The following is a 26,688-nucleotide window of genomic DNA, read 5'->3' as shown; positions in this document are numbered from 1 at the left end:
ATATTAAGGGAGGTATAGCCCTTTAAAATCATTAAACGTAACCCATTAACAGTAATTAAAGAGATAACATGTCCTAAATAAATAGTTCATTGGCATAGTTTAAGCATAACTCCTATTGGAAATGAATCTTAAACCAACTAATAACTATAAAAGGAAAAATACATGTTAAGTTCAATTGTACTTTCAATGGCGATGTCAGTTTCACCTGTTCCAGCAGCAGATGCTAATATTCTAGATATTCAAGAAGTTAGCGCTAAACGTGGCTCTCGTAGATTAAGTGATGAATTCAATTTAGATGTTCAAGAGGTTAGTGCTAAACGTGGCTCTCGCCGATTAAGCGATGTATTTAATTTAGATGTTCAAGAAGTGAGTGCTAAACGTGGTTCTCGTCGTTTGAGTGATGAATTCAACCTAGATGTGCAAGAAGCTAGTGCTAAACGTGGTTCTCGTCGTTTAAGTGATGAATTTAACCTAGATGTTCAGGAAGCTAGTGCTAAACGTGGCTCTCGTCGTTTAAGTGATGAATTTAACCTAGATGTGCAAGAAGCTAGTGCTAAACGTGGCTCTCGTAGACTTTAATATTTAAAAATAAGTTTAATTTCAGAGGTCAACCATGTTCAACTTATTAAAATCGTTTTTCAATACTAGCAAAGCTAAAAAAGGTAACCCTATTGCTGCTCGTATCGAAATAAAAGAAACCTCTGCCAATACTTGGTGGAGATAAGTTATTAATAACTTATCTTTTATTTGAAAAGCGTAATTATCTGGTAAATCAATTGTCAGAAATGATAAATAAATATCTAATATGGATGTTAGATATTTATTCAATAGTGACACGTTCACTTAGCATAAGACCGTATACAATAGAAACTAAGCCCTAAAAATAAGCTGTTCAAAACCAAACAAGCTATTTAACCGCATACGCTTTTTCATAACAAACATCGGCCATATAAGCGGGCCAAATATTATTCCAGCAACAGTCCATCGTTTACGATCAAAACCTGCAACTAATGCCTGACAATAGAAAAAGGCACCGCAAACAACGCTTAATAATGTGCCTAAAAACACTAAAAATAACGACATAGTTCCTCGCCTAAATACCTATATTCAACAGATATTTATCTACACTTAAAGACGTCAAAAAATCGACAATAATATAGTTAACTGCCCACTTTTATTCAAGTTAAAATACCTATAGTTATTATTCATACCAGAAATAAAGCGGCATATTTTATCCGCCTTCGTGGCTAATTATTACCACATAACGGCCAAATATAACCCTAAATAGTCTTATACCAATCTCACTAACTATGTGATCATTTCTACTTGCTAAAATCACCAACTACATCGTTATTTATTTAATAATTAGAACAACTAGTTATTGAAATAAATGCCTTGTATTTGGCAATTTTTTCTACGTATAAATTTGTTCACTTAATTAATGAAACTGGTATTAATAAACAGAGATTAAGCCAACAGCATTAATCCAAAAAGTTAGTATTATAACCTTTAATAAAAGGAGTAGCATTTTAACTGACAGAATAAAAAGTAATATTAATTTTTTTGAGAAGCACTCAGCATACTAAGGTAATTCAATATGCTGAGCTAATTTGGTAGGTGAGCATTTTGCTCAATGAATAGAGTAAAGCGGTATAGTCATGTCACTTAACTATACCGCTTAACTATGCCGCCTAGTTATAGGGTTAATAAAGTGACACTTTTTTAACACTCTTAATTTCATTTACAGCTTTGTATAAGCTTAATAATAGCTAGTACCATTTTCAGCCATTGTAATTAAAGCTTCACATGGTGCGTAACGTTCTCCATGCTGTTGTGACCATTGCGTTAATTGTGCAACTAAAGATTGCGCACCAATATTGTCAATATAACGTAAAGGGCCGCCTAAAAATGGTGGGAAACCTATACCAAAGATGGCGCCAATATCACCGTCACGAGCATTACGAACAATACCTTCATCAAGACAACGTGCCGCTTCATTAAGCATCAAGTAAGTACAACGTTTTACTATTTCATTACTTGATAAGCTACCGGCTGGATTTAAGTTTAATAAAGTATAAATTCCTTCATCAACTTGCTTCTTACCTTTTTTAGCTTGCTTGCCGTATAAATAAAAACCTTTATTTGCTTTTTTACCTAAACGGCCATCATCTAATAACTTTGAAAAAGCAGGTGGAGCAGCAAATCGTTCACCTAAATCAGCTTCTAAAATAGGTCCTATTTTAGCGCCAACATCAATACCTACTTCATCAAGTAATTGCATTGGCCCGACCGGGAAACCAAAATCAACTAATGCTTTATCAAGCTTATCAATTGGCTCACCTGCCAATAATAATATAGCGGCTTCGTTCATATAAGGCGCTAAAATACGGTTAACATAAAAACCCGCTTTATCTTTAACAACAATAGGTGTTTTGCCTTGTTTTTTAGCAAAAGCTACTGTGGTCGAAATAGTTTGATCTGAAGTTGTCGCATGAGGGATTATTTCTACCAATGGCATTTTATCTACCGGTGAAAAATAATGTAAACCAATAACGTTCTCAGGTCGTGCTGCTTTTTCCGCTATTTTGCCAATCGGTAAACTAGAAGTGTTACTAGCAAAAATGGTTGAATCTTTAGTTTTACTTTCTATTTCAACAACCATATTTTGTTTTAATTCTAAGTTTTCAAATACGGCTTCAACAACAATATCTACATTTTTAAAACCAGAATAATCAGTGCAGCCAGTGATCATGGACATTTGTTTTTGCATTTCACTTTTTCGCATAAAGCGACGCTTAACTTTTTTATTCAGTAAGTCGTAGCTATATTTTAGCGCATGGCTTATGCCTTCGTGACCAATGTCTTTAATACGCGCTGGAATATTGGCTTTAGTTGCGGTAACAAAAGCAATACCGCCACCCATTAAGCCACCACCAAGTACACCGGCTTTGAGGACTTTGCTCGGCATAACATTTTCAACACCTTGCTCTTTCTTCATCTCTGTTGTCGCAAAGAAAATATTACGAAGTTGTGCCGATTCTGGGCTCATCGCTAGCTCGCCAAAATGCTCAGCCTCAACTTGATAACCTTTTGCCGCTGATTCTTCTACACCAGTTTTCACACAATGAATAATTTTCATTGGTGATGGATAGTTACCTTTTGTTTTAGACAAAACTGATTTCTCAGCCTGTTTATAAACAATACCACGACCAATAGATGTGCCTTCTAAAAACTTATTAATCAATGAAGATTTAAACTTCACTGTTCGTTTAAATTTACCCGAAAGCGCCATTTTTTCAGCTGTTTCAATTAAGATGCTATTTGGAACCACATCGTCAACCAAACCTAATTTCAACGCTTGTTTTGCGCGAAGTTGTTTGCCGGTTAACATCATATCTAACGCTTTTTGAATACCAACAAGTTTAGGTAATCGTTGTGTTCCACCGCTTCCTGGTAATAAGCCTAATTGAACTTCTGGCACACCTAACGCTGTTTTAACATTGTCACTACACACACGTGCATGACATGCCATCGCAAGCTCTAAACCGCCGCCTAAACAAGCACCATTAATCGCGGCTACAACGGGTATATTCAATTGTTCAAGCTGTGAAAAAATCATTTGCCCTTGACGAGAAAGCGACACTACTTCTTCTTTTGTTTGGCAATTATTGATCATATTAATATCAGCACCAGCAACAAAAGAGTCTTGTTTACCGCTACATAGCACAATGCCCGTAATAGCTGCATCCGCTTTGATTTCAGCTAAGACATCAGCAACCTGCTCTGTAAATTCAGCTTTTAGCGTGTTCATCGTATCGCCAACAACATCCATAACCAAATGAGCAATACCATTTTCCTGACGGACTAAGGTGAAAGCGCTATTGCTATTGATTACATTATCATCAGTTGAAACTGATGAAGTTTTACTCGTTACTACTTCTTTGTTATCACTCATTAGGCTGTCTCCACTACCATAGCTGCACCCAAACCACCCGCCGCACAAGCAGTTGTTAATCCAATACCACCGCCACGTCGATTTAATTCATTTAGCGTTTGTGTAATTAAACGAGCGCCCGTTGCCGCAAACGGATGACCGTAAGCTAATGAACCACCCATAACATTAAATTTACTCATATCTATTTCGCCAATAGCTTTATCACGTCCTAAATGCTCTTGTGCAAATTTGTCACTAGCAAACATTTTCATATTCGCAAGTGCTTGAGCTGCAAAGGCTTCATGCATTTCTATTAAATCTAAATCTGCCAATTCTAATCCAGCACGTTTTAAAGCAATAGGCGTTGCGTAGCTTGGCCCCATCAACATATCTTGCCAAACATCGATTGCAGCAAAACCATAACTACGAATATAACCCAATGGCGTATAACCTAGCTCTTTGGCTCGTCCTTCGCGCATTAATAAAATAGCCGCACCACCATCAGTTAACGCAGTACTAGTCGCAGCTGTTACAGTGCCGTGTTTTCTATCAAAACAAGGACGTAATTTTGCATAACCTTCTAATACTGAATTTTCTCGAATACAGTTATCTTTATCAATAAAGCGATTATAAGGTTCACTGTGTGTACTCATCACTTCACCGGCTAATTTACCTTCCGCCCAGCTTTGAGTCGCTAACGTATGTGATCTATGAGCAAGTGCATCTTGGTCTTCACGCGAAATATTATATGTTTTGGCCATTTGCTCAGCCGTTTGTCCCATAGAAATTCCCGTTGAATATTCAGCAACAGCGGGGGCTACCGGTAAAATATCTTTAAAGCCTAATTTACGAATTAAGGCTATTTTTTGTCCAAGTGTTTTTGTTTTACTTAAATCTAATAAGGTACGGGCAAATTTTTTCGATACACCAATAGGTGCTACTGACGAGGAATCTGCACCACCAGCAATACCAACATCAACAAAACCAGCCATTATAGACTCAGCAACATTTACTGTTGACTGAAAACTTGTCGCACAGGCTCTTGATACGCTATAAGCATCGGTATGCACATTCATACCTGTGCCTAAAACAATTTCACGTGCAATGTTTGGGGCTTCAGGCATCTGTACTACTTGACCAAATACACACTGATCAATAATTTTTGGGTCAATATCATGCTTTTGTAATAACTCGTTGACTACTAACTTACCTAAATCAACGGCTGGTACACCATGAAAAGCAGTTGCTTGTTTAGCAAACGGGGTTCTAAGCCCTGCTACAACAGCAATTCGCTCACCTGCTGATGTGGTCATTTTTATTGTCATGTATTTTTTCTCCTAATTAGTAGCGCTTCTTTTAATAAAAAGGCGAAGCACGAAGAGGTCTGACCTCTCAATTGTTACCCTGATTTTAACTCACTATACGAAAATATCAATGCCTGATTTTTTTCTTAGTATAAAAGCATAGTTTATTAAACCACCACCAAAAGAAAAAAATTGTTACAACTAAGTCAAAGAATGCTTGTTTTCTTTAACAATACCCTTATATATACTCATGTCACTTCAATATTCGGGCTTAGTACGTCGAACTATTTAAATACCAGAATGTATTTCAATGCATTCTTAAACAATTAATAAAGATAAAATAATTATGGCAATTGAACATTTTTCAGCATTAAAACAGCATTTATCACAACAAATCATTGGTCAACCTGCTTTTGTAGAAAATTTACTTATCGCTTTATTAGCAAATGGTCATTTAATTGTTGAAGGTCCTCCTGGGTTAGCGAAAACACGTGCTATAAATGCCTTAGCTGATGGGCTTGAAGCTGATTTTCATCGTATTCAATTTACGCCTGATTTATTACCTGCCGATTTAACAGGTACTGACATCTATAGACCAGAAGATGGCACTTTTGTTTTTCAGGCTGGCCCTTTGTTTCAAAACTTAGTATTGGCAGATGAAATTAACCGTGCACCAGCAAAAGTCCAATCAGCCTTATTAGAAGCAATGGCTGAAGGGCAAGTAACTGTAGGTAGAAAAACATATCAATTGCCTGATCTATTTTTAGTTATGGCAACACAAAACCCGATTGAACAGGAAGGTACTTATCCTCTACCTGAAGCGCAACTTGATCGCTTTTTAATGCATTTAGAAATTGATTATCCTGATGCGGCTAGTGAGTTAGAGATTTTAAAACTCAATCGTGGCGAAGCGCGTACGAATACTAATGAAGAAAAGCCAAAATTAAGAGTGTTAAGTCAAGCTGAAATATTTAATGCTCGTGATGAAGTGCTTAATATCCATATGGCACCTTCCCTAGAGACCTATATGGTTGATTTGATCATGGCGACGCGTCAACCCGAAAAATATGATGAGAAACTTAAATCATGGTTAGCTTTTGGTGCTAGCCCACGTGCAACAATTGCCTTAGACAGATGTGCTCGTGCTCGTGCTTGGTTACACAACCGTGATTTTGTTAGCCCTGAAGATATTCAAGCAGTTTTACATAATGTGTTAAGACATAGAATAATACTTAGTTATCAAGCAGAAGCTGAAGGTATCTCGTCTAATCAATTACTTGATCATCTTTTAAGCTTAGTTGCAGTGGCTTAGCATTGAGTAATACGGTCGGCAATAACTATGTGGTTTAAACAAAAAACAACCCGCAATAAACAGAATTTAGCGATAAATGACTGTCAAAGTCAGCTAGCAAGCATTGATAGCAATGGTGTTGAACTTGCCATGACAGAGCTATTAAATTATCAAAATAAAACGGCACTTATTGACTTAGCTGCACGTAAGAATATTCAAGGACAAATGTCTGGGAATTACTTATCACGCATTAAAGGTCGAGGTATGGAGTTTGACGAAGTTCGTCATTACCAAACGGGTGACGATATTAGAGCAATTGACTGGCGTGTTACGGCAAGAACAGGTAAAACTCACACAAAATTATTTCGTGAAGAATTAGAACGCCCTGTTCTTATCGCCACAGATTTAAGTGCCAGTATGCATTTTGGTAGCCAATTACTTTTTAAATCTGTTCAAGCTGCTCATTTAGCCGCTTTAGTTGCTTGGCATGCTAAAAACCGTGGTGATCGTTTAGGTGGCATTGTTTTTAACCAACATGATCATCTAGAGCTAAAACCGAGAAGTCGCAAGGAAGGCGTGTTACATTATTTACACTCACTAACTGCTATTCATCTTGCTCAACATAAAGCGCAATATGACAATTCTCCTCAAGAAAACCAAGCTGAGATCAATAAAAAACCAGATAGTAGCACTGCTAATAAAAATTACTTTAGTGATAACTGTGCTCGTATTAGACAAGTAGCTAAACCAGGTTCTTTAGTATATTTAATTACCGATGGCCAACAGTTAAAACAAGCCCCTAATCGTGCACAACAAGATGCTTTACGACATTTAACACAAATAAGTAAACATTGTGAGTTAGTCGTTTGTTTAATTGACGATCCATTAGAGCAAGCGCTACCAAGCAGTTCTTTAAAACTTAACGTTGTATTAACGGATGGTGAAAATCGCCAACAATTAACCTTAGGTGATAGAAAAGCTGAAGAGAATTATCACAAACAAGCACAAACTATCAATGAACAATGTTCTGAACTACTTACTAAAGCTGGTGCTAGAGTATTTAATTTGAGCGCTGGTCGAACACTAGAGCAACAACTGAAAGAGGGAGCAAAATTTTGCAGTCGATAAACGCTCTACCAACTCAATCCCCAATGCAAGCGAACACAATAGAATTAAAAGATATTCATGTACCAGAGCAAATATCTAACTTCCCTATTGCCTATGGTTGGTGGTTATTAGCCGCAATGATTGTTTTTATCGCGATTATCACTATCATTAAAATGAGAAAAAATGCGCAACGTAACCAAGTAAAAAAACAAGCATTAATACAATTAAAAAATACGCCTAACCTTTCAATAAATGACACGGTAGCCCTATTAAAATGGGCGGCTATGCATTATTTTTCTCGGACAGAATTGGCTAAGCTTTTTGGTGATTCATTACAGTCATTTTTAACAGCTCAATTACCAATAAAATATCAAGAAACGTTCACTAGTTTAAGTAAAGAAGCCTTTATCAACCAATATCAGTCTCAAAAAGATGAACATAATGTTCCGTCATCAGATAGCGACTTTTATCACGCCGCTATTCTTTGGCTAACGCACGCACTGCCACCTAAACCATCAAAAAAAATTGAGACTAATACCGACGAAAATATGAGTTCACCTTTAAAGAAAAGTCAAGGAGTTAGCGCATGATAACGTTTGCTTGGCCTTGGTTATTACTTCTTTTACCACTTCCGCTATTAGTTTATTGGTTACCTAAGAAGGACAGTACTCAAGTAAGTGCAGCATTAATTATGCCGCAATTAATTGATAGTCATTCTGTCGATGTTACTCATCAACAAAATAAGAAAGCGCCATTAATTGTTTTGACCTTATGCTGGCTATTAACAGTATTAGCATTAAGTCAACCACAATGGCTTGGTGATGCTATTGATATTCCTACCGAAGGCAGAGAAATGATGATTGCCGTTGATCTATCAGGCAGTATGCAAATAGAAGATATGCAGCTAAATGGTAACACCGTAAACCGCCTTAACATGCTAAAAGTAGTGTTAGGTGATTTTATACAACGTCGTGTAGGAGACAGGCTTGGTTTAATACTCTTTGCTGATGATGCTTATATGCAAACACCAATGACCTTTGATAGAAAAACCGTTAAACAAATGCTTGATGAAAGTGTATTAGGTTTAGTTGGACAAAAAACCGCAATCGGTGATGCTATCGGGCTTGCTGTAAAACGTTTTGATGCCAAGCAAAAGTCTAACAAAGTTTTATTATTATTAACTGATGGACAAAATACCGCAGGAAAAATATCACCTGAACAAGCGCTTGAGCTTGCCATTGCCAAAGATATCACTATTTATTCTATTGGTATTGGTGCTGACGTAATGTTACAAAAATCATTATTTGGCACACGCCGAGTTAACCCTTCGAGCGAATTAGATGAACAAACCTTAACAAAATTAGCTGAAGAAACGGGCGGTAAATATTTTCGTGCCCGAGATGGACAAGATATGAGCGAAATTTATCAATTGCTCGATCAACTTGAGCCATTAGAACAAGAGCAACAACAAATGAGGCCACTTACTGCGTTATTTTATTTTCCGTTGGCCTTAGCTTTGCTGATTAGTATGTTCTATTTTTTAGCCATCAATTTTACTCGCTTCAATCGTAAATAACCTAGGTTTAAATATCACAATGACCTCTTTTAATTTATTTCTAAGCAACTTTCATTTTGTCAGACCTTATTGGCTATTGGCACTCTTTGCTTTATTTCTGGTACTTTGGTTATTAAAAAAACACCGTTTTCATCAATCACCTTGGCAAAAATTTCTCCCTAGCCATTTAAGCCAAGTGCTCGTAGAAGGAAGTGCTAATTCAAGCACCAACAAAAACTCATTTAGCAGTAAAACTTTTTTGTTAAAACCCTTTATTATCGGTTTATTGGGTATCATTGCCTTAGCTGGGCCTGTGTGGAAAAAACTACCACAACCGGTTTACCAAACCGAACGCGGCTCCGTTCTTATTATGGATATGTCTTATTCCATGTATGCCACTGATGTAAAGCCTAATAGACTGACAAGATCACGCTTTAAGGCTATTGATTTACTTAATAAAATCAATGAAGGTGATACTGGGTTAATTGCTTATGCTGGTGATGCCTTTATCATTAGCCCATTAACCCAAGATGTAAAAAACATAACCCTATTACTACCTTCATTAACACCAGGCATTATGCCAGTATCTGGCTCTAATCCTTTGGCCGCATTAACACTTGCCCATGAAATGCTGATCAATGCTGGACACCTTAATGGCGATATTTATTGGTTCACTGACGATATCGATAATGAAGAAATAAACGATATTTATGACTGGTCAAATGAATTTGGTCATCAATTAAATATTTTAGGTGTAGGTACTGAAAGTGGTGCTCCTATAACCTTACCTAGCGGTGAATTATTAAAAGATTCTTCTGGTGCTATCGTTGTGCCACAACTGCCAAGCCATAAATTACAATCGCTAGCATCGCGTGGACAAGGAAACTATCAAACCATAAAAAATGATGATAGTGATATTAATAATTTAATTGTAAAAGACACGATGTCTGAAAGAAATAAAAGCGAAAAACAACAAAGCCAACAAACTGGTGATCAATGGCAAGAACAAGGGGCATGGTTATTATTACTAGTACTGCCCTTGATGCTGAGCTATTTTCGTCGTGGCAGTACACTTCTACTATTACCTTTAACTTGTATGCCTATGTTATTTTTACTTTCTTTTTCACTCGCTAGTTCTTCTAGTTTTGCAGCAACTGAACCGGCTGAAATTGAAAAAAATAACACTGTAGAAAATTCGCAAATGGCTACATCATCTTTCGCAAGTACCTCCAAAAAATTATGGCAAAACTTATGGGAAACAAGCGATCAACAAGCACAAAAAAAATATAACCAAGAAAATTTTCAAGGAGCTGCTGAACAATTTAAAAATTCACAGTGGCAAGGTAGCTCTCATTATAAAGCGGGTAACTACCAAGCAGCTTTAGATGCTTTTAGAAAAGGCGATGAAGCTAATAGTGCTGACTCTTTGTACAATCAAGGTAATGCGTTAGCTAAAATGCAACAATACGAGCAAGCTATTGAAAGTTATGAGGAAGCATTAAGTAAAAATCCTGAGCTCCAAGATGCTAAAGATAATATAGAAAAAATAAAGCAGCTACAAAAAGAGCAAGAGCAGCAAGAGCAACAGGGTGACCAATCAGAAAACGAGGATTCACAAGAACAAGATTCTGACGAGAATAAAAATCAAGAACAACAAGACTCGCAATCAGAAAATGATCAATCTCCAGGAGATCAGTCTCAAGAGCAAGACAATAAAGAAGGTCAACAAGGCTCTGAAGGAGATGAAAATAATGACAAAGAACAAGATAGTAAGCCTGAAGAATCTAACCAAGAACAACAAGAGCAAGAGTCTGAAGAAAAAGAACAGCAGTCAGAAAGTACAGAGCCAACTGAAGAACAAGGTAATGAAAATGAAGCAAAAACAGCCGCACAAATTGCTGCCGAACAACAAGCTAAAGAAACAGACCAAAAACATCAACAGTTATTGAATAAAGTAACAGATGATCCCTATTTATTACTGCGCAACAAAATGCAATTAGAATATCAAAAACGCAAACAAGATAGCACTAGTCCAGGAGTCAAAAAACAGTGGTAAAAATTATTTTGAACGTATTAGCCTTACTAACCGTCATTACCGCCATAGCAATAAGCCAAACAGCTTTTGCTCTTAGTAGCGTTACGGCAAGCATAGATGCTAATCCTGTAATGAAAAATGACTCAATCATTTTAACCGTTATCGCGGATGACAATGTTGAGCGAGATGCACTTGATACCTCAATGCTATTAAAAGATTTTGTTGTTGCGCGCACAGAAGTCAGCTCACAAACGAGTATGATCAATTTTGAAACAAGCAGAACCACGCGCTGGAAAATTATATTAATTCCAAAAACAATTGGCAGTTTAACAATACCACCTCTAACTATAGATGGGCATAGCTCTCAACCAATTAATGTACAAGTAGTCGAGCAAAGTAACGCAACGTCGACTCAACAAAAAGATGTGTTTATATCAACAGAGCTGTCCTCAAAAGATATCTATGTTCAGCAGCTACTTACACTTACCGTTAAATTACATGTTGGTGTTCAACTTCAACGTGGTAGCTTAACTGAACCAAGTTTACAAGGAGCAACCATAGAGCAAGTAGGTAAAGATCAAGAAAGTGATAATATTGTTAACGGTAAGCGTTATAGAATAATTGAACGTACCTATGCTATTACGCCCGAGCAAAGTGGTAATTTAATACTAGAAACACCAATGTTCTCTGGTGATATTATGGTTCAATCACAACGTCGCTCTGGGTTTTTAAGCTTTGGTGACACTAAACCTATTAATATTATAGGTGAAAAAATAGCGCTTAATGTACGCCCAATTCCTGACAGCTTTTCTTTAGATAAGAATACTAGCTGGTTACCTAGTGAATTACTTACCTTGCATCAAGAATGGCAACCAGAGCCTCAAGAATTTAAAGTAGGTGAGCCGATTACACGTACAATTACATTAACCGCAGCCGGTTTAGCTAAAGCACAGCTTCCTCAAATAATGATGGAAGCACCAAGCGGTTTGAAAATATATCCAGATCAACCTGAATTACATTCAAACTTAACAAAAGAACGCTTAATTAGTCAAAAAAGACAAAACTTTGCTTTAGTTGCCAGCCAACCTGGTGACTATACTCTACCTAAAATAACCATTGCTTGGTGGAATACCATAACGAATAAATATCAAGAAGCAATCTTACCAGAGCAGACAATTAGCATTAAGCCGAATCCTGATGCCCCGACTTCTGTAACAAGCAATATGGTAAATACACCTATAGTATCGCAAGGACAAACAGCAGTTTCACCTGTACCCCTATCGCCACCTAACATTGTTGAAAAAACGAGCTCGTTACAGTGGTTATTTTTAGGCTTATGGATTTTAACCACTTTTGCTTGGGCGTGCCATGTTTGGTATTTAAAACGCACTACCACTAAACAAGTAGAGCCTAACAAGATAAAGGCAGTAAATAATCATTATCTTGCCTTGATGGCTGCTTGTAAAAAAAATGATGCCGAACAAACTCTTAATTTAGTTCTACCTTGGTTAAATACCTTACCTTTAAATCAGGGAGGAAGTGCAATATCGACCTTATCTGAGGCTTTAATAAAAATAGATAATGAAGAATTTACTTCAGCTATTGATGAAATTCAGCTATACCTATATGGTAAAGACGTAACTGAACAAACATGGGTTGGAGATAAACTATTAAAGGCAATTCAACAAATTAATGCTTCAGGTAATAAAAATAAACAACAACCTAAATTCACATTAAATCCGTCTTAATACTAAAATAAACACATTTAATAAAGAATTTAAATAAAAGTTGAAATTAATATAATAAATATCAGGTCTGATATATTGAGTCCATTAAGGCATTTGCATGGCGACAAAACAAGTTAGGTATGAAGCTCTGGTAAAAGGGCTGCATAGTGATTTATACCGATACGCATATTGGTTAACTCACGACAAACAGGTTTCTGAAGATTTAGTACAAGAAACCTTTTTAAGAGCATGGCGTGCACTTGACTCATTAAAAGATGAAAAAGCCGCTAAATCATGGTTAATAACCATTTTAAGGCGCGAAAATGCAAGGCGATTTGAACGAAAACGCTTTGATATGAGTGAATATGAAGAGGACAGTATAATGGATACGCAATCCACTAGTACTGAACAAGAGATAGAAAACGAATGGTTAAGAGATAAAATAGCTCAATTACCGCCGGAATACTCCGAGCCATTAGTACTACAAATACTAGGTGGCTACAGTGGCGAAGATATAGCTAAATTATTAGACTTAAACAAAAATACGGTAATGACTCGATTATTTAGAGCTCGAAACCAGTTAAAAGAAGCTTTAGAAAAAGAGCCTGAAAAGGCGAGATTTCTCCATGAAAAATAGTACAACGAGTAAAGATATGACATCTGAAACGAAAATGGATGACTTACAATTTAGGCGCAGCATCTATGCTGACCCTAGCAGCTTAGATGAAGATATAATCGCGGCTCAAAATGATGATCCTGCGAAAAAGCAATTAGCCCAAGAGCTTTGCATGCTTGATGAAAGAATCAAACAAGCAATGAGTATTCCTGTGCCTGACGATTTATGTGATAAATTACTTTTACGTCAAACACTCAAAAGCCACCAACAAAATAAACGTAAATCACGTATCCATTTAGCTTTAGCCGCATCTGTCGCAATAATTGCGGGAATAGTAGTCAATTACTTACAATTTTCTAATAGCTATAATTATGACAATTTAGGTGATTATGCTCTTGCCCACGTCTACTATGAACAAGGTTCATTTTCTAATAGTACAAATGCTAAAGTCAGCTTAGACTCATTAAATCAAAAAATGGTTACTTTTAATGGCAGCTTTAGTGATTCAATGGGTGAATTGATTGCTGCAGATTACTGCCGATTTGATGGTATGAAAAGCCTACACTTAGTATTTAAAGGGGTAACCGATACTGTGGCGGTATTTGTTGTGCCTAAGAAAGAACATCTTGAATTTGTTGATAAGTTTCATGATGATAATTTACAAGGTGAATCTCTTAGTTATCAAGAAAATGATATTATTGTTGTTGCTAATAAAAACGAATCATTAAGCCAATGGCAACGTGCTATTAGCAACAATATTAACTGGTCTATTTAATTAGGACACTAATTAGAAAAACTAAGTACCACAAAAGGTTTGATAATATTGGTCTTTATCTTGCGGTGCGTCTTGGTAATATTTAGTATTCGTAAGTTCTTTATATGGTGAACAGATAACTTGAAGAAAGTCATTTACAATATCGCTAACTTTTGGGTTATCTGATGTATTAGAATTCATGTTATCTGTTACTACTAACTCACAACGATCAAGTAACTCCTCGATATGATGATTTCGAGGAATTACTAATGGATTGTTTTTAGACATCAAGCTTTCTGCTTCTACTTTTGAGATGTTAAGCTGAGTTAGGGTTTCCATCCATGTTTGGTACCATTGACCAAATTCAGAGATTAACGCTTTTTCTTGGGCACTATTTGATAATGATTGTGTTAGTGCATAAAAAGTTTGCGTGTAATCCAGTTTTTGAGCTTGCATCATGGCTAAAAGATCATTAATTAAAGTCATATGATTTTCACCTATGTCACTAATACCCAGCTTTTTCGCATACATTGCATAATAAGCTTGATCAAATTTACTTGTATATTGCTGAATGATCGCTTCAATGCTTTCTAACGTTTTTTCTTGGTTAACTTCGTCTTCAATATTATTATCCGCATCTTTTTCAGCTGTGTCATTCAATAACACTAATAGACAATCGGCTAATCTAGCCATATTCCACTGACCAATTTTTCCTTGATTACCAAAAGCATAACGACCATATTCATCAATAGAGCTAAAAGAAGCTTTATTGTCATAGATTCCCATCATTGCACAAGGACCAAAATCAATGGTTTCGCCACTTATAGCAGTATTATCTGTGTTCATCACACCATGAATAAAACCGATACGTAACCATTGTGTAATTAAGGTTATTTGCTTATCAATTGCTTTTTCTAAAAACTGTAAAATACGTTGTTCTTGCGAAGGCTTTTGATTACTAACCTTTGTACTATCAGCATCTGCATTGTTAAGACTAGGATCATCAATTTCAGGGAAATGACGCTCAATAGTATAATCAAGCAAGGCAGTTAATGAATCTATATCGCCGCGAGCGGCAAAGTATTGAAAGCTACCAACACGAATGTGACTAGCGGCAACACGGGTTACCACAGCGCCAGGTTTAGCCAAGCCTCGGTTAATCAACTCACCAGTACCTACTACAGCTAAACACCTAGAGGTGGGCACACCAAGCGCATAGAGAGCTTCACTCATCATGTACTCACGTAAAGCTGGCGCTAATGCACACTTCCCATCGCCGCGTCTTGAAAAAACAGTTTGCCCTGAGCCTTTTAACTGGATATCACGACGAATACCTTTTTTATCTAGCATCTCACCAAGTAAATGCGCTCGACCATCCCCTAAATTAGGATTGAAATGACCAAATTGATGTCCTGAATAAGCCAAGGCAATTGAGTTGACCCCTTTAGGTAATTCATTACCTGAGCCGTACTTAGCTAATAGTTTGTGATCTGCTTGCAATGTTTCAGTAATCGATAAATCATCGGCTAATGCCTTGTTCCACAACAAAAGCTTTGGATCTGGCACTGTATCTGGTGATACGCGCTGATAAAATTGTGCACCTAGTTCAAAATAACTATTATAAAATTTCAATGGGTTGTCCAAGTTATAACTGTATAAACAACGTCTGTTAACAGTGATTAATTTACACTGAACAGACATTAAACTAATGCCTGTTCATTTATATTATCCTTCTTTTATGTATTAAGGATGGTGGGTCAACATTTCGTCATGCTTGGCTAAAATAGCACTATCATTTTGAGGCGCCATATTACTAACAATATAAATAACCAAAGAACATAAAATAAAGCCTGGCACTATTTCATACATTATTGAGCTTAATGATTGCCCATTAATAGTGACCGGTAAATAAATCCACAGCAATACTGTGACTGCGCCAGTAATCATCCCTGCTAGGGCTCCATTTCTGGTCATTTTTTTCCAATACAAGCTACCGATAATAACCGGTCCAAACGCGGCACCAAAACCAGCCCAAGCATTACTCACTAAAGTTAAAATAGTGCTATTGCGATCATAAGCTAAAGAAATTGAGACTAATGCAACTAAGATAACAGAAATTCGCCCCACCATGACTTGTTGCTTATCAGACGCTTCTTTATGTAAAAATGTTTTATAAAAATCTTCTGTTAAAGAGCTTGATGTCACTAATAATTGAGACGAGATTGTACTCATAATAGCAGCTAAAATTGCAGCTAATAAAAAGCCTGCAATAAGTGGACTAAATAGAATTTGCGATAATAAAATGAAAATCGTTTCCGGATCTTTAAGAGACATACCTGTTTTAGCAACATAAGCTATCCCCGCAAAGCCTGTCCCCATTGCACCAATGATAGCCACTATCATCCAACTCATACCAATGCGTCGTGCTGCGGGCATATCCTTTACACTTCGTATCGCCATAAACCTTACAATAATATGAGGTTGGCCAAAGTACCCCAAGCCCCATGCCATTGCCGAAATAATACTGATTGCGCCAACACCATTAAAAATATCTAATAGTTCAGGGTTAATATTACTTACAGTATGTTGTACCTCATTGATACCACCTACTTCGTTAATCGCTACCACAGGCACTAAAACAAGTGCTATGAACATAATGCAGCCCTGAACAAAATCAGTTAAGCTAACAGCTAAAAAACCACCAAAAAAAGTATAAGCGACGACAACACCCGCTGTTACATACAGGCCAACTTCATAATTCAAACCAAAAGAGCTTTCGAACAGTTTACCGCCAGCAACAATACCACTTGAGGTATACAGAGTGAAAAAGACGACAATAACAACAGAAGACACCACTCTTAATAAACGAGATTTATCATTAAAACGGTTTTCAAAGAAGTCAGGTAAAGTTATAGAGTCATTCGCTACTTCGGTATAAGTTCTCAGGCGTGGCGCGACAATTATATAATTTAAAAAAGCACCAATAACCAAACCAAATGCAATCCACAAGCTACTCATACCTGAAACATACATTGCTCCTGGTAACCCCATTAACATCCAGCCACTCATATCAGATGCACCTGCAGATAAAGCTGCAACTCCAGGGCTTAAGTTTCGCCCTCCTAACATAAATCCTGACACATCATCTGTTGATGTTTTGAAGGCGTAAATTCCGATACCTAACATAATGATAAAATATAGCGCTAACGAAACCATTGTTCCAAATTCCAAGTGTTACCCCTTAAATTGTTTTTATTTTGTGAAATACCTACCTACGCTATCAAGAAAGCCACTAAAAATAAACCTTAGTGGCATAATCTTCCTATAAAAAGTACTTATTAAATAGATTTTACGACAAACAATAAAGCTCAGCTATCTTGCATCTTCAAACAGAACAGGTATATTGATTAGTAACTGCTTTTATTAAAAAAGATATTGCTCAAACTATGTACTTTTATGCCGCTAGACAGCCTATTTTAGATGTAAACAAAAAACTCTTTGGTTATGAGTTACTTTTTCGCGATAGTATAGACAATGTTTTTCCTGATATAGATGGTGATGAAGCAACAAGTAAAATGATTGAAGCAAGTAAATTCAATATGGGTATAAGTGAATTTACAAATAATAAACTCGCCTTCATAAACTTCACATTAGAAACCTTAGTTCAAGGTTATCCCGAGATGCTGACAAATGAAGAAGTAGTAGTTGAAGTTTTAGAAACAGTAAAACCTGGCAAAAAATTACTCGGCCTATGTAAAAATTTGCATAGTAAAAATTACATCATTGCTTTAGATGACTATGTACACCAAAATGTATGGATACATTTTTATCCTTATATAAAAATTATTAAGGTAGATATTCAAAAAACAGCTTTAAGTGAAGTAAATCAAATAATTGAAGCAACTAGAGATTACCCTCACATAGAATTACTCGCAGAAAAAGTAGAAACTTATGAAGAATATGAACAAGCTAAGCAGTTAGGCTTTACCTATTTTCAAGGCTTCTTTTTTGCTAGACCGGAAATGGTGAAAACTAAAAACTTATCACCTTCTCAACTTACAATGGCAGACCTACTATATGAAACGTCTAAACCAGAGTTAGATCTTGCAGGTATTACCCACGTTTTTGAGCGGGACGTTTCTCTATCTTATAAATTACTTCGTTATGCAAATTCTGCCGCATTTAAACGACGTAGTGAAGTTTCAACGATAAAACAAGCATTAATATTACTCGGTTCGAGCGAACTTAAACGTTTTCTTGCCTTAATGTTTGCTGTAACAGTAAACCCTGAAAAGCCCAATGAATTAATAAAAGCCGCACTTGCTCGTGCTAAATTTTGTGAGCTTATTGCGCGTGATATGAGCTATAGATCTGATGTTTCAATTGCTTTTCTTACGGGGTTATTATCCATGATAGATGCAATTTTAGATGAAAAAATAGAGGTTATCTTAGATAAACTTCCACTAACGAGTGAAATTAAAGATCCTCTATTAACGCGAAAAGGCTTGATGGCAGCCATAATAAGATTAGCTGAACTAATTGAGCATGCCGAATGGGATAAAACAAATATTATTATGGAAAAACTTATAATAGAGAAGACTCAAACCCTAAAACATTATAATGAAGCATTAGCATGGGCTGATGAACAAAGTCAGATGTCTGAATAAACCATGACAGGAAACGGGTATTATTTTCAATAATACACTCATTTCCTGTTTAGCAATCTCAATTATAGACAAATAATATTTAACAAGTTATTGGCCTTAATTATTAATTAAAAACCTTCTGGGTTTTCAGACTGCCAACGCCAAGTATCTTCAATCATAGTATATAAATTGCGAGTTGCTTGCCAACCAAGTAATTCATTAGCCAAATCTGCATTAGCGTATACCGTTGCTAAATCACCAGCTCTTCTAGGGGCTATTTTGTATGGAATATCTTGACCACTAATTTCTTTGAACGTGTTAACAATTTCAAGCACTGAGGTACCATTACCTGTACCTAAATTAATAGCCTTACAACCAGATATTTTATCTAAGTTTTGTAACGCTTTCACATGGCCTTGAGCTAAGTCAACCACATGAATATAATCACGAACACCTGTACCATCAACAGTATCATAGTCATCACCAAACACCTGTAATTGTGCTAATCGGCCAATTGCAACTTGTGCTACATAGGGTAATAAGTTATTTGGGATACCATTAGGGTTTTCACCTATTAAACCAGAACTATGCGCACCAATAGGATTGAAGTAACGCAAGCAAGCAATCGACCACTCACTATCACTTTTTGCGAGATCAAACAAAATATGCTCGACCATCAGCTTAGTTTGACCATAAGGGTTAGTCGCCGACGTTGGCATGCTTTCATTTAATGGCGAAACATTATCACCATAAACAGTAGCCGAAGAGCTAAATACTAATTTCTTAACATTATGCTCAGCCATCACTTGTAATAAAGTAACGGTACCTGAAACATTATTATGATAATAACTAAGGGGCTTTTCATTCGATTCCCCCACAGCTTTATGACCTGCAAAATGAATTACCGCATCAATATCATACTGGTCAAAAATAGCATTTATCGCGTTATAATCACAAACATCCGCTTTAATAAAAGTGACTGTTTTATTGGTGATCTGTTTAATTCTATCAAGAACTAGCGTGGAAGAATTAGATAAATCATCAACAATAATGATATCTTGGTTCGATGCTTCTTCTAATGCTAACGTTTGCAATTCAACAACTGTATGGCTACCTATATAACCTGTACCACCTGTTATTAATAAGCTCATTATATTCCCTTGCTTCTAGTATTTAACTTTATTGGTAATATTTTGCCACGCTAGCAAAAAAATCGCCAAGCATTTCTGCTGGCAAGGCATTAATTCCCGCAGCAGCAGCTCGCCCTCCCCCAGTAGGAAAATTTGCACAGAGTTCCCCTGCTCCTTGTTTATTGTTTAATGGAGCTCTAAGGCTAATAGTATAAGTAGGCTCTTCATCAGCAAGACTTTCATTTAAGGTGACAACAACATGAGCTTTGTTAGGTGCTCCATTAGCAAGTGCATTACCAAAAACACCGCTAACTCTTCTTGCCCAAGGTTGATCAGCTAATTGTACAGCACAGATTTGCTCATTATTCACTAAAACAGGAGACTTATGCGCTTTTTCCATGTCAACTAAATAGGCTGTTTTAAGTTGATAAAATATTGAATTAGTTTCATTAATTAAATCAAATGGATCAGCGTAATCAGATAGCTTTTCTAATAGTTGTGCGGGATGAAAATGTAAATCATCAACACTACGACCGTAGCCATTATAGTTAATATAAATACCAAGCTCTTTTAACAATGCCTGCTGCTCACTTGATATATTATGCTCTTTGGCGAGCGTTTGCGCTGATAATTGCATATTATCACCGAACGCAGCTGCGATAGCCCAGTGAACAAATTCATTCTGTAGATACTTATTTACTATTAGGCTAGTACAAGTGTTGGCATCGGTGTCGATTAAATTTGTTAGATATTTTGATTGTGGAACTTCGCCTGTTCTGTGGTGATCGACGTAAAAAACGTCAACTTCCTTTTCCAGCAAATTAGATAAAGCTTCAATGTTTTTTTCTAGTGATATATCTAAAACAGTCACTGATGTTGCGGATTCTGCATTAACATTTTTAAGCAAACTAATGTCACGTTTTACACCTGTCACTAAAACCGATTCTTTTGGATGCAGTTTATTTTTAGACAGTCGAAGTTGCAACAACGCGATAATGCCATCGGCATCACCATTAAAAACATCATAATGCATAACTTATCCTTGCCCTAAACGACCAATATTGTCACTATCATTTTTATTCATAGTAATAAAACCTTGCTCAATTAAATAATGAACAATTTGCTCAGCACACTCTTGTATTGATAACTCAGCGGTTTTAACATGAATCTCCGGACTCTGAGGAACATCATAAGTAGAATCTATGCCAGTGAAATCTTTAATTTCACCTGCGCGTGCTTTTTTATAAAGCCCTTTAGGATCTCGCTGCTCACAAACACTGATTGGCGTATCGATATAAACTTCGATAAACTCACCATTTTCTAATTTCGCTCTTGCTCTCGCTCTATCTTCTGTAAACGGTGAAATAAAAGCTGTTGAGACAATTAGACCTGCATCTAAAAATAATTTTGACACTTCACTAATACGGCGGATATTTTCTACTCTATCTTCATCGGTAAAACCTAAGTCACCATTCAAACCATGGCGAACATTATCACCATCAAGTAGATAGCTGTGACAACCCAACTTAAATAATAAAGCATCAACAGCATTCGCTACTGTCGACTTACCCGAGCCACTTAAGCCAGTATACCAAAGCAAACAAGGCTTTTGGCTTTTAAGGCTAGCACGTTGCTCTTTAGAAATATGTTGTTCATGCCAAACAGTATTTTCTGTTTTCATTATGTACTCTTTAAAAAATTAAGATCAAAAAGGAAACACTAAAGGGATCATCAATAATACCGTAGCGCTGTATGTGATTGACACAGGTAAACCAAACTTAACAAAATCACCCAATTGATAGTTACCTGCGTTATAAACCATAATATTGGTTTGATAGCCATAAGGACTAATAAAGCTTCCACTGGCAGCAAAAGCAACCGCCATCACAAAAGGAATGGGATCAACACCTAAACCTAGTGCGATATTATAAGCAATAGGAAAAATTAATGCTGCGGCGGCACTATTAGTGATTAGCTCGGTTAATAATAACGTTAAAACAAAAATAGCCACAAAAGCAATATAAGGGCTACTACCATTGAGTAGCTGTTCGATACTACTCGCAATAACTGCTGCAGCGCCAGTATTTTCAACAGCACTAGCTAACGTTAATGCGCCAAGTACTATCATCCAAATTTCTAATGGAAATCGACGTTTAATTTCATTTACCGTTAATGCTCCGCTAAAAATAAGCGCTGCCACATAAATAAATAAACAACTCAATAAAGAAACCGGCGTTAAAACTGAGACTAAAATAGCAAGTACAAAACCCCAAATAGTACCATGATCACGCCAGCCACTCAGCATGTTGACAGCCTGATGACCTGAAAGAATAAAAAAATTCTTCGATAAATTAGTTCTACTTGCAAAGTCTTGCCCTACTGCTAGCACTAAAAAATCACCTGACTGTAAAACAATATCGCCTAATTTTCCTGATAAAGCACAACCTTCACGGCGAACAGCAACAACTGCAGCGTCAAACCGAGCTCTAAACCCTGCTTTTTTCAAGGTTTTACCGGCAATAGCTGACTCACTTTTAATAAGTACTTCTGTTAAATTATCGCGTAACAGATCATTACGCTCTGCAAATAATGTTAATCCATCAAATTGCTGTAAGGTTAATACTTTAGAAATATCACCACTGAAAATAAGCTTATCGCCTACTTGTAATGTTTCTTCAGGCGTAACAGGCGAGATCAATCGACCATAACGGACGATTTCAACTAAAAATAAAGCATCTAAATTTCTTAAACCATTTTCTTCAATGCTTTTACCAATGAGCTTAGAATCTATAGAGACTTCAGCTTCAAGCAAATAATCTTGAGTCGACAATTCACCCTGCGCCATATTAGGCAAGGTTTTAGCACGTAAAACAACAATTAATAAACAAAAAGCAAGTGCAACAATACCAATACCGGTAAAATCAAAAAAAGCTAAGCCTTGGCCACCTTGTTCAATTAACAAACTATTGACAATAAGGTTAGTAGAGGTGCCCACTAAGGTGAGAGTACCACCTAATATAGCGGCATAAGATAAGGGAAGTAGTAATTTACCCGCATTAATTAGCTTATTACTTTTAACACTGTTAATCAGCGTCGCAACTACTGCAGTATTACTCATAAGTGCAGAAGCAAAAGCAGTACCTATCACAAGTCGTAACATCGACTTTATTTTTGAACCACTAAAAACGCTATTACTTAAACGGCGTAATATACTGGTTCGCTCAAATGAAAATGAGCAAAGCACTAATAAAATTAAGGTGACTAAACCTGGGTTTACTGCATTACTAAGAATATCGTCAACACTTACAAAAGAAAGTGCTAAACAAACAAGTACTGTAATAGAGAAAACCCGTTCGGGTGCTTGTTGATATTTAAGAAGGCCGACAAAAGTGGCGATAAAAACCGCTATAATCAACCACTGTTGTATTGTCATTTTTATCCTAGGTGTTAGATATTCATACTTAGCGTTGTTGATGACAAAGAAAATATGTACGCCTAACTAATTCAAGAAGGCGTCACAACAAACTGAGCTATAGCTAATCTATTTAGTTATATCTCTAGCACCCCAGTGAGGGAACTGCTTACGAACTAATGCATTTAACTCTAACTCAAATGCTGAGTATTCTTTTACTTCTTCAGCGATAGCATGATTAATCATACCTGCACCAACCGTTAGGTTACTTAGTCTATCAATAATAATAAAAGCACCACTACCACGGTTAACTTGGTAATCGTCAAAATGCAATGTTTCACCCATGACAAAATCAACATTACCAATTTCGTTAACAGCCAGTTGCGCTGAAGCCGATTTTTCCATGGTATTAACGTCAAACTTATTCACAATTTTACTTGCGTGACCAGTAGTCATTTTACTGCCATGCTTAATAAAGTATTCACGTCCCGCTTCTAATTCATTTTCATGCATCCATACTACTGTTGCATTTAATTCTTTAGCCGATGTTGGTAAACAACCTTTTTTAACAATGATTTCACCACGGCTAATATCAATTTCGTCTTCTAATGTTAGTGTTACTGCCATACCTTTATCGGCACGGTCTATGTTACCGTCAAAGGTAACAATTTCTTTCACAACACTTTCTTTACCTGAAGGTAAGGCAACAATGGTATCGCCGACAAGTACATGACCTGAAGAAATAGTGCCGGCAAAACCACGAAAATCTAAGTTAGGGCGGTTGACATACTGCACTTGAAAACGTAATTCTGTGAATGCATTTTGTTCTTTTACATCAATGGTATTTAGCAACTTCATTAATGTTGCGCCTGGGTACCAATCCATGTTTGCACTTTCTTCTACTACGTTGTCACCATTAAGCGCCGACATAGGTACAAAACGTACATCTTCAAAGTTAAGTGATTCAGCAAATTCACGGTAATCTTTTTTGATTGCTTGATATTTTTCTTGCGAGTAATCAACCAAGTCCATTTTGTTCACGGCAACGACAATATGCTTAATACCTAATAACGAACAAATAAATGAATGACGACGTGTTTGTGTTTGCACCCCGTAGCGTGCATCAATTAAGATAATTGCGATATCACAAGTAGACGCACCTGTTGCCATATTACGCGTATATTGTTCGTGGCCAGGAGTATCTGCAATAATAAATTTACGTTTATCGGTAGCAAAATAACGGTATGCCACATCAATGGTGATACCTTGCTCACGTTCAGATTGTAAACCATCAACTAATAATGCTAAATCGATAGCTTCACCAGTGGTCCCTGATTTTTTTGAATCTTTTTCAATAGCGGCTAATTGATCTTCAAAAATCATTTTAGAGTCATGTAACAAGCGACCAATTAAGGTACTTTTACCATCATCTACGCTACCACACGTTAAAAAACGTACTAATTCTTTGTTTTCATGCTGCTTTAAATAAGCTTGAATATCATCTGCAATTAAGTCTTGCTGGTTACTCATAATGTTTTCCTTCGAAAATTTTTAATCAAATAAAATGTTATGTTGAAAATAGAAGCCTCACCTTAGTTATACATATAAGGTTTATATTTAAGGCTTAGAAGTAACCTTCCATCTTTTTCTTTTCCATCGAGCCAGCACTATCATGATCTATTACACGACCTTGGCGTTCAGAGGTTTTTGTTAATAACATTTCTTGAATAATTTCAGGTAACGTAGTCGCTGTTGACTCAACTGCACCTGTTAATGGGTAACAACCAAGCGTTCTAAAACGAACACTTTTCATTTGTATTTCTTCATCTTCTTCAATTGGCATACGATCGTCATCAACCATGATTAATGTACCATCACGTTCAACAACTGGACGTTTTTCAGCTAAATAAAGTGGCACAATTGGAATGCTTTCTAGATAGATATACTGCCAAATATCAAGCTCAGTCCAATTAGATAAAGGGAAAACACGAATACTTTCGCCTTTATGAACTTTACCGTTATAGATATTCCATAATTCAGGACGTTGGCTTTTAGGATCCCAACGATGTTTATCATCACGGAATGAGTAAACACGCTCTTTGGCACGAGACTTTTCTTCATCACGGCGTGCGCCGCCAAAAGCAGCATCAAATCCGTATTTATTTAGCGCTTGCTTTAAGCCTTGTGTTTTCATCACGTCCGTATGGGTTGCACTACCATGAGTAAATGGTCCCATTCCCATGGCAATACCTTCCGGGTTTTGATGAACAAGTAGCTCAAAACCATAGTCTTTTGCCATTTGATCACGAAAAGCGATCATTTCTTTAAATTTCCAATTCGTATCAACGTGCAATAATGGAAAAGGGATTTTACCTGGAGCAAAAGCTTTGCGAGCAAGATGTAACAAAACTGCAGAGTCTTTACCGACAGAATAAAGCATTACAGGGTTATCAAACTCTGCAGCCACTTCACGAAAAATATGAATAGATTCCGATTCTAATTTTTTTAAATGAGTTAAATTCATTGCCAATACACAACTGTTGATAAAATTAATAAGGTAAGAATGCCACACCTACCTTGATTTTTCTATAATAAGAAACAGCTTTATTATAACCAAAAGGAATAACAAGGTGATCTGTCTAACTTTCATAACGATAGTTAGACAGTAGTGTTAATTTAGTAGCTCAACTTATAAAAAAGTCAGCGAAATGCTGACTTTTAGAAACACACATTAATGATATCCGTGCTATATTTTCAGGCGATCCATATTATCCTTTAATACTTTTTCGCCTATACCTTTAACATTCATTAAATCGTTAATAGACTTAAAATCTCCCATTTTTTTGCGATATGCTAAGATCGCTTGTGCTTTTTTCTGACCAATTCCTTTTAAAGTCATTAACTCTTCGAGGGTAGATTTGTTCAAATGAACAACTTGTTGTATTGCTTTAACTTCCTTCGTGACCGTTGGTGCAGCAATAGCTAAATTTGAATTGAACAATAACGTAGTAGTGAATAACGCACAGAGCAGTGCTCTCATAATTAAAACTTTCATATTAATTCCTTATAAATAGTCCCATTAAAAGTTCAAACATCGATGCAACTGGTTAGATGTTCATTATTATGTTTAGATGTGAAATATATTTTTGTCAAATGCATTTAAAATTGTACAGAAAT

At 36.4% G+C, this 26,688-nt stretch carries 22 protein-coding genes; 10 read left to right on the top strand and 12 right to left on the bottom strand.

What is annotated here, in order from left to right:
- Window positions 1-162 precede the first annotated feature (162 nt).
- Window positions 163-579: a hypothetical protein gene (locus tag KO509_RS13670; protein ID WP_215973809.1), complete on the top strand. Its 417-nt coding sequence runs from the start codon at window positions 163-165 to the stop codon at window positions 577-579.
- A gap of 291 nt (window positions 580-870) precedes the next feature.
- Here the strand turns inward: KO509_RS13670 and KO509_RS13665 are convergent, their stop codons facing one another.
- From KO509_RS13665 to fadI, 3 genes are all read right to left on the bottom strand, one after another.
- Window positions 871-1,083: a hypothetical protein gene (locus tag KO509_RS13665; protein WP_215973808.1), complete on the bottom strand. Its 213-nt coding sequence runs from the start codon at window positions 1,081-1,083 to the stop codon at window positions 871-873.
- Window positions 1,084-1,759: 676 nt separating this feature from the next.
- Window positions 1,760-3,955 (bottom strand): fatty acid oxidation complex subunit alpha FadJ, encoded by a 2,196-nt coding sequence (gene fadJ / locus KO509_RS13660; RefSeq protein ID WP_215973807.1) that lies wholly within the window; start codon window positions 3,953-3,955, stop codon window positions 1,760-1,762.
- A complete protein-coding gene (gene fadI, locus KO509_RS13655) occupies window positions 3,955-5,259 on the bottom strand; it encodes an acetyl-CoA C-acyltransferase FadI (RefSeq protein ID WP_215973806.1) in 1,305 nt (434 codons plus the stop codon). The genes fadJ and fadI overlap by 1 nt, the downstream gene beginning before the upstream one ends.
- A gap of 325 nt (window positions 5,260-5,584) precedes the next feature.
- Here fadI and KO509_RS13650 point away from each other — a divergent pair, with 325 nt between their 5' ends.
- The 8 genes from KO509_RS13650 to KO509_RS13615 all read left to right on the top strand — a co-directional run bounded on the left by KO509_RS13650 (window position 5,585) and on the right by KO509_RS13615 (window position 14,344).
- On the top strand, window positions 5,585-6,550 hold the full coding sequence (locus KO509_RS13650) for a MoxR family ATPase (RefSeq protein WP_215973805.1): 966 nt from the start codon (window positions 5,585-5,587) through the stop codon (window positions 6,548-6,550).
- A gap of 27 nt (window positions 6,551-6,577) precedes the next feature.
- The gene (locus KO509_RS13645) at window positions 6,578-7,657 is read left to right on the top strand and encodes a DUF58 domain-containing protein (RefSeq protein ID WP_215973804.1); all 1,080 of its coding nucleotides are present in this window, start codon (window positions 6,578-6,580) and stop codon (window positions 7,655-7,657) included.
- The gene (locus KO509_RS13640; protein ID WP_215973803.1) at window positions 7,645-8,226 is read left to right on the top strand and encodes a DUF4381 domain-containing protein; all 582 of its coding nucleotides are present in this window, start codon (window positions 7,645-7,647) and stop codon (window positions 8,224-8,226) included. Before KO509_RS13645 ends, KO509_RS13640 begins: the two co-directional genes overlap by 13 nt.
- Window positions 8,223-9,212, top strand: coding sequence for a VWA domain-containing protein (locus KO509_RS13635; protein ID WP_215973802.1), 990 nt, complete (start codon window positions 8,223-8,225; stop codon window positions 9,210-9,212). Before KO509_RS13640 ends, KO509_RS13635 begins: the two co-directional genes overlap by 4 nt.
- A 19-nt stretch (window positions 9,213-9,231) precedes the next feature.
- On the top strand, window positions 9,232-11,247 hold the full coding sequence (locus KO509_RS13630; protein WP_215973801.1) for a VWA domain-containing protein: 2,016 nt from the start codon (window positions 9,232-9,234) through the stop codon (window positions 11,245-11,247).
- Complete coding sequence (locus KO509_RS13625) at window positions 11,241-12,974, top strand: BatD family protein (protein ID WP_303495246.1); 1,734 nt, start codon at window positions 11,241-11,243, stop codon at window positions 12,972-12,974. Before KO509_RS13630 ends, KO509_RS13625 begins: the two co-directional genes overlap by 7 nt.
- 97 nt (window positions 12,975-13,071) lie before the next feature.
- Window positions 13,072-13,590, top strand: coding sequence for a sigma-70 family RNA polymerase sigma factor (locus tag KO509_RS13620; protein WP_215973800.1), 519 nt, complete (start codon window positions 13,072-13,074; stop codon window positions 13,588-13,590).
- Complete coding sequence (locus KO509_RS13615) at window positions 13,580-14,344, top strand: DUF3379 family protein (RefSeq protein ID WP_252727572.1); 765 nt, start codon at window positions 13,580-13,582, stop codon at window positions 14,342-14,344. The genes KO509_RS13620 and KO509_RS13615 overlap by 11 nt, the downstream gene beginning before the upstream one ends.
- 21 nt (window positions 14,345-14,365) lie before the next feature.
- On the opposite strand, the gene KO509_RS13610 is transcribed toward KO509_RS13615, so the two are convergent.
- Both KO509_RS13610 and putP read right to left on the bottom strand, forming a co-directional pair.
- Window positions 14,366-15,955 carry a protein adenylyltransferase SelO family protein gene (locus KO509_RS13610; protein ID WP_215973799.1) on the bottom strand — a complete coding sequence of 530 codons (1,590 nt, stop codon included), beginning with the start codon at window positions 15,953-15,955 and terminating at the stop codon, window positions 14,366-14,368.
- 111 nt (window positions 15,956-16,066) lie between these two features.
- Window positions 16,067-17,554, bottom strand: coding sequence for a sodium/proline symporter PutP (gene putP, locus KO509_RS13605; protein ID WP_289847548.1), 1,488 nt, complete (start codon window positions 17,552-17,554; stop codon window positions 16,067-16,069).
- A gap of 215 nt (window positions 17,555-17,769) precedes the next feature.
- Between putP and KO509_RS13600 the strand changes: the two genes are divergently transcribed.
- On the top strand, window positions 17,770-18,990 hold the full coding sequence (locus KO509_RS13600) for an HDOD domain-containing protein (protein WP_215973798.1): 1,221 nt from the start codon (window positions 17,770-17,772) through the stop codon (window positions 18,988-18,990).
- A 107-nt stretch (window positions 18,991-19,097) separates the two neighbouring features.
- Here the strand turns inward: KO509_RS13600 and galE are convergent, their stop codons facing one another.
- The 7 genes from galE to KO509_RS13565 form a co-directional block, all read right to left on the bottom strand.
- On the bottom strand, window positions 19,098-20,120 hold the full coding sequence (gene galE, locus KO509_RS13595; RefSeq protein ID WP_215973797.1) for a UDP-glucose 4-epimerase GalE: 1,023 nt from the start codon (window positions 20,118-20,120) through the stop codon (window positions 19,098-19,100).
- A gap of 28 nt (window positions 20,121-20,148) precedes the next feature.
- Window positions 20,149-21,132, bottom strand: coding sequence for a DHH family phosphoesterase (locus KO509_RS13590; RefSeq protein ID WP_215973796.1), 984 nt, complete (start codon window positions 21,130-21,132; stop codon window positions 20,149-20,151).
- A gap of 3 nt (window positions 21,133-21,135) precedes the next feature.
- Complete coding sequence (cysC, locus tag KO509_RS13585; RefSeq protein ID WP_215973795.1) at window positions 21,136-21,780, bottom strand: adenylyl-sulfate kinase; 645 nt, start codon at window positions 21,778-21,780, stop codon at window positions 21,136-21,138.
- A gap of 24 nt (window positions 21,781-21,804) precedes the next feature.
- Window positions 21,805-23,532 carry an SLC13 family permease gene (locus KO509_RS13580; RefSeq protein ID WP_215973794.1) on the bottom strand — a complete coding sequence of 576 codons (1,728 nt, stop codon included), beginning with the start codon at window positions 23,530-23,532 and terminating at the stop codon, window positions 21,805-21,807.
- 108 nt (window positions 23,533-23,640) lie between these two features.
- A complete protein-coding gene (cysN, locus tag KO509_RS13575) occupies window positions 23,641-25,041 on the bottom strand; it encodes a sulfate adenylyltransferase subunit CysN (RefSeq protein ID WP_215973793.1) in 1,401 nt (466 codons plus the stop codon).
- A gap of 94 nt (window positions 25,042-25,135) precedes the next feature.
- Window positions 25,136-26,041: a sulfate adenylyltransferase subunit CysD gene (cysD, locus tag KO509_RS13570; RefSeq protein WP_354668420.1), complete on the bottom strand. Its 906-nt coding sequence runs from the start codon at window positions 26,039-26,041 to the stop codon at window positions 25,136-25,138.
- 216 nt (window positions 26,042-26,257) lie between these two features.
- Window positions 26,258-26,566 carry a ComEA family DNA-binding protein gene (locus KO509_RS13565; protein ID WP_215973791.1) on the bottom strand — a complete coding sequence of 103 codons (309 nt, stop codon included), beginning with the start codon at window positions 26,564-26,566 and terminating at the stop codon, window positions 26,258-26,260.
- Window positions 26,567-26,688: the final 122 nt, after the last annotated feature.

The sequence above is a fragment of the Colwellia sp. C2M11 genome, from assembly GCF_018860915.1.
GTDB lineage: Bacteria > Pseudomonadota > Gammaproteobacteria > Enterobacterales > Alteromonadaceae > Colwellia.
Note: the sequence above shows the minus strand (reverse complement) of the source record. Positions and strands in the feature narration are given on the sequence as shown.

Excerpts from the sequence above, each read along its gene's own strand:
- KO509_RS13620 (WP_215973800.1), top strand. The coding sequence starts at position 13,072 with ATGGCGACAAAACAAGTTAGGTATGAAGCTCTGGTAAAAGGGCTGCAT.
- fadI (WP_215973806.1), bottom strand. The coding sequence starts at position 5,259 with ATGACAATAAAAATGACCACATCAGCAGGTGAGCGAATTGCTGTTGTA.
- cysC (WP_215973795.1), bottom strand. The coding sequence starts at position 21,780 with ATGAAAACAGAAAATACTGTTTGGCATGAACAACATATTTCTAAAGAG.
- KO509_RS13615 (WP_252727572.1), top strand. The coding sequence starts at position 13,580 with ATGAAAAATAGTACAACGAGTAAAGATATGACATCTGAAACGAAAATG.
- KO509_RS13600 (WP_215973798.1), top strand. The coding sequence starts at position 17,770 with ATGTACTTTTATGCCGCTAGACAGCCTATTTTAGATGTAAACAAAAAA.
- KO509_RS13590 (WP_215973796.1), bottom strand. The coding sequence starts at position 21,132 with ATGCATTATGATGTTTTTAATGGTGATGCCGATGGCATTATCGCGTTG.
- KO509_RS13645 (WP_215973804.1), top strand. The coding sequence starts at position 6,578 with ATGTGGTTTAAACAAAAAACAACCCGCAATAAACAGAATTTAGCGATA.
- KO509_RS13635 (WP_215973802.1), top strand. The coding sequence starts at position 8,223 with ATGATAACGTTTGCTTGGCCTTGGTTATTACTTCTTTTACCACTTCCG.
- cysN (WP_215973793.1), bottom strand. The coding sequence starts at position 25,041 with ATGAGTAACCAGCAAGACTTAATTGCAGATGATATTCAAGCTTATTTA.
- KO509_RS13665 (WP_215973808.1), bottom strand. The coding sequence starts at position 1,083 with ATGTCGTTATTTTTAGTGTTTTTAGGCACATTATTAAGCGTTGTTTGC.
- KO509_RS13630 (WP_215973801.1), top strand. The coding sequence starts at position 9,232 with ATGACCTCTTTTAATTTATTTCTAAGCAACTTTCATTTTGTCAGACCT.
- KO509_RS13650 (WP_215973805.1), top strand. The coding sequence starts at position 5,585 with ATGGCAATTGAACATTTTTCAGCATTAAAACAGCATTTATCACAACAA.
- galE (WP_215973797.1), bottom strand. The coding sequence starts at position 20,120 with ATGAGCTTATTAATAACAGGTGGTACAGGTTATATAGGTAGCCATACA.
- fadJ (WP_215973807.1), bottom strand. The coding sequence starts at position 3,955 with ATGAGTGATAACAAAGAAGTAGTAACGAGTAAAACTTCATCAGTTTCA.
- KO509_RS13565 (WP_215973791.1), bottom strand. The coding sequence starts at position 26,566 with ATGAAAGTTTTAATTATGAGAGCACTGCTCTGTGCGTTATTCACTACT.
- KO509_RS13670 (WP_215973809.1), top strand. The coding sequence starts at position 163 with ATGTTAAGTTCAATTGTACTTTCAATGGCGATGTCAGTTTCACCTGTT.
- KO509_RS13580 (WP_215973794.1), bottom strand. The coding sequence starts at position 23,532 with ATGACAATACAACAGTGGTTGATTATAGCGGTTTTTATCGCCACTTTT.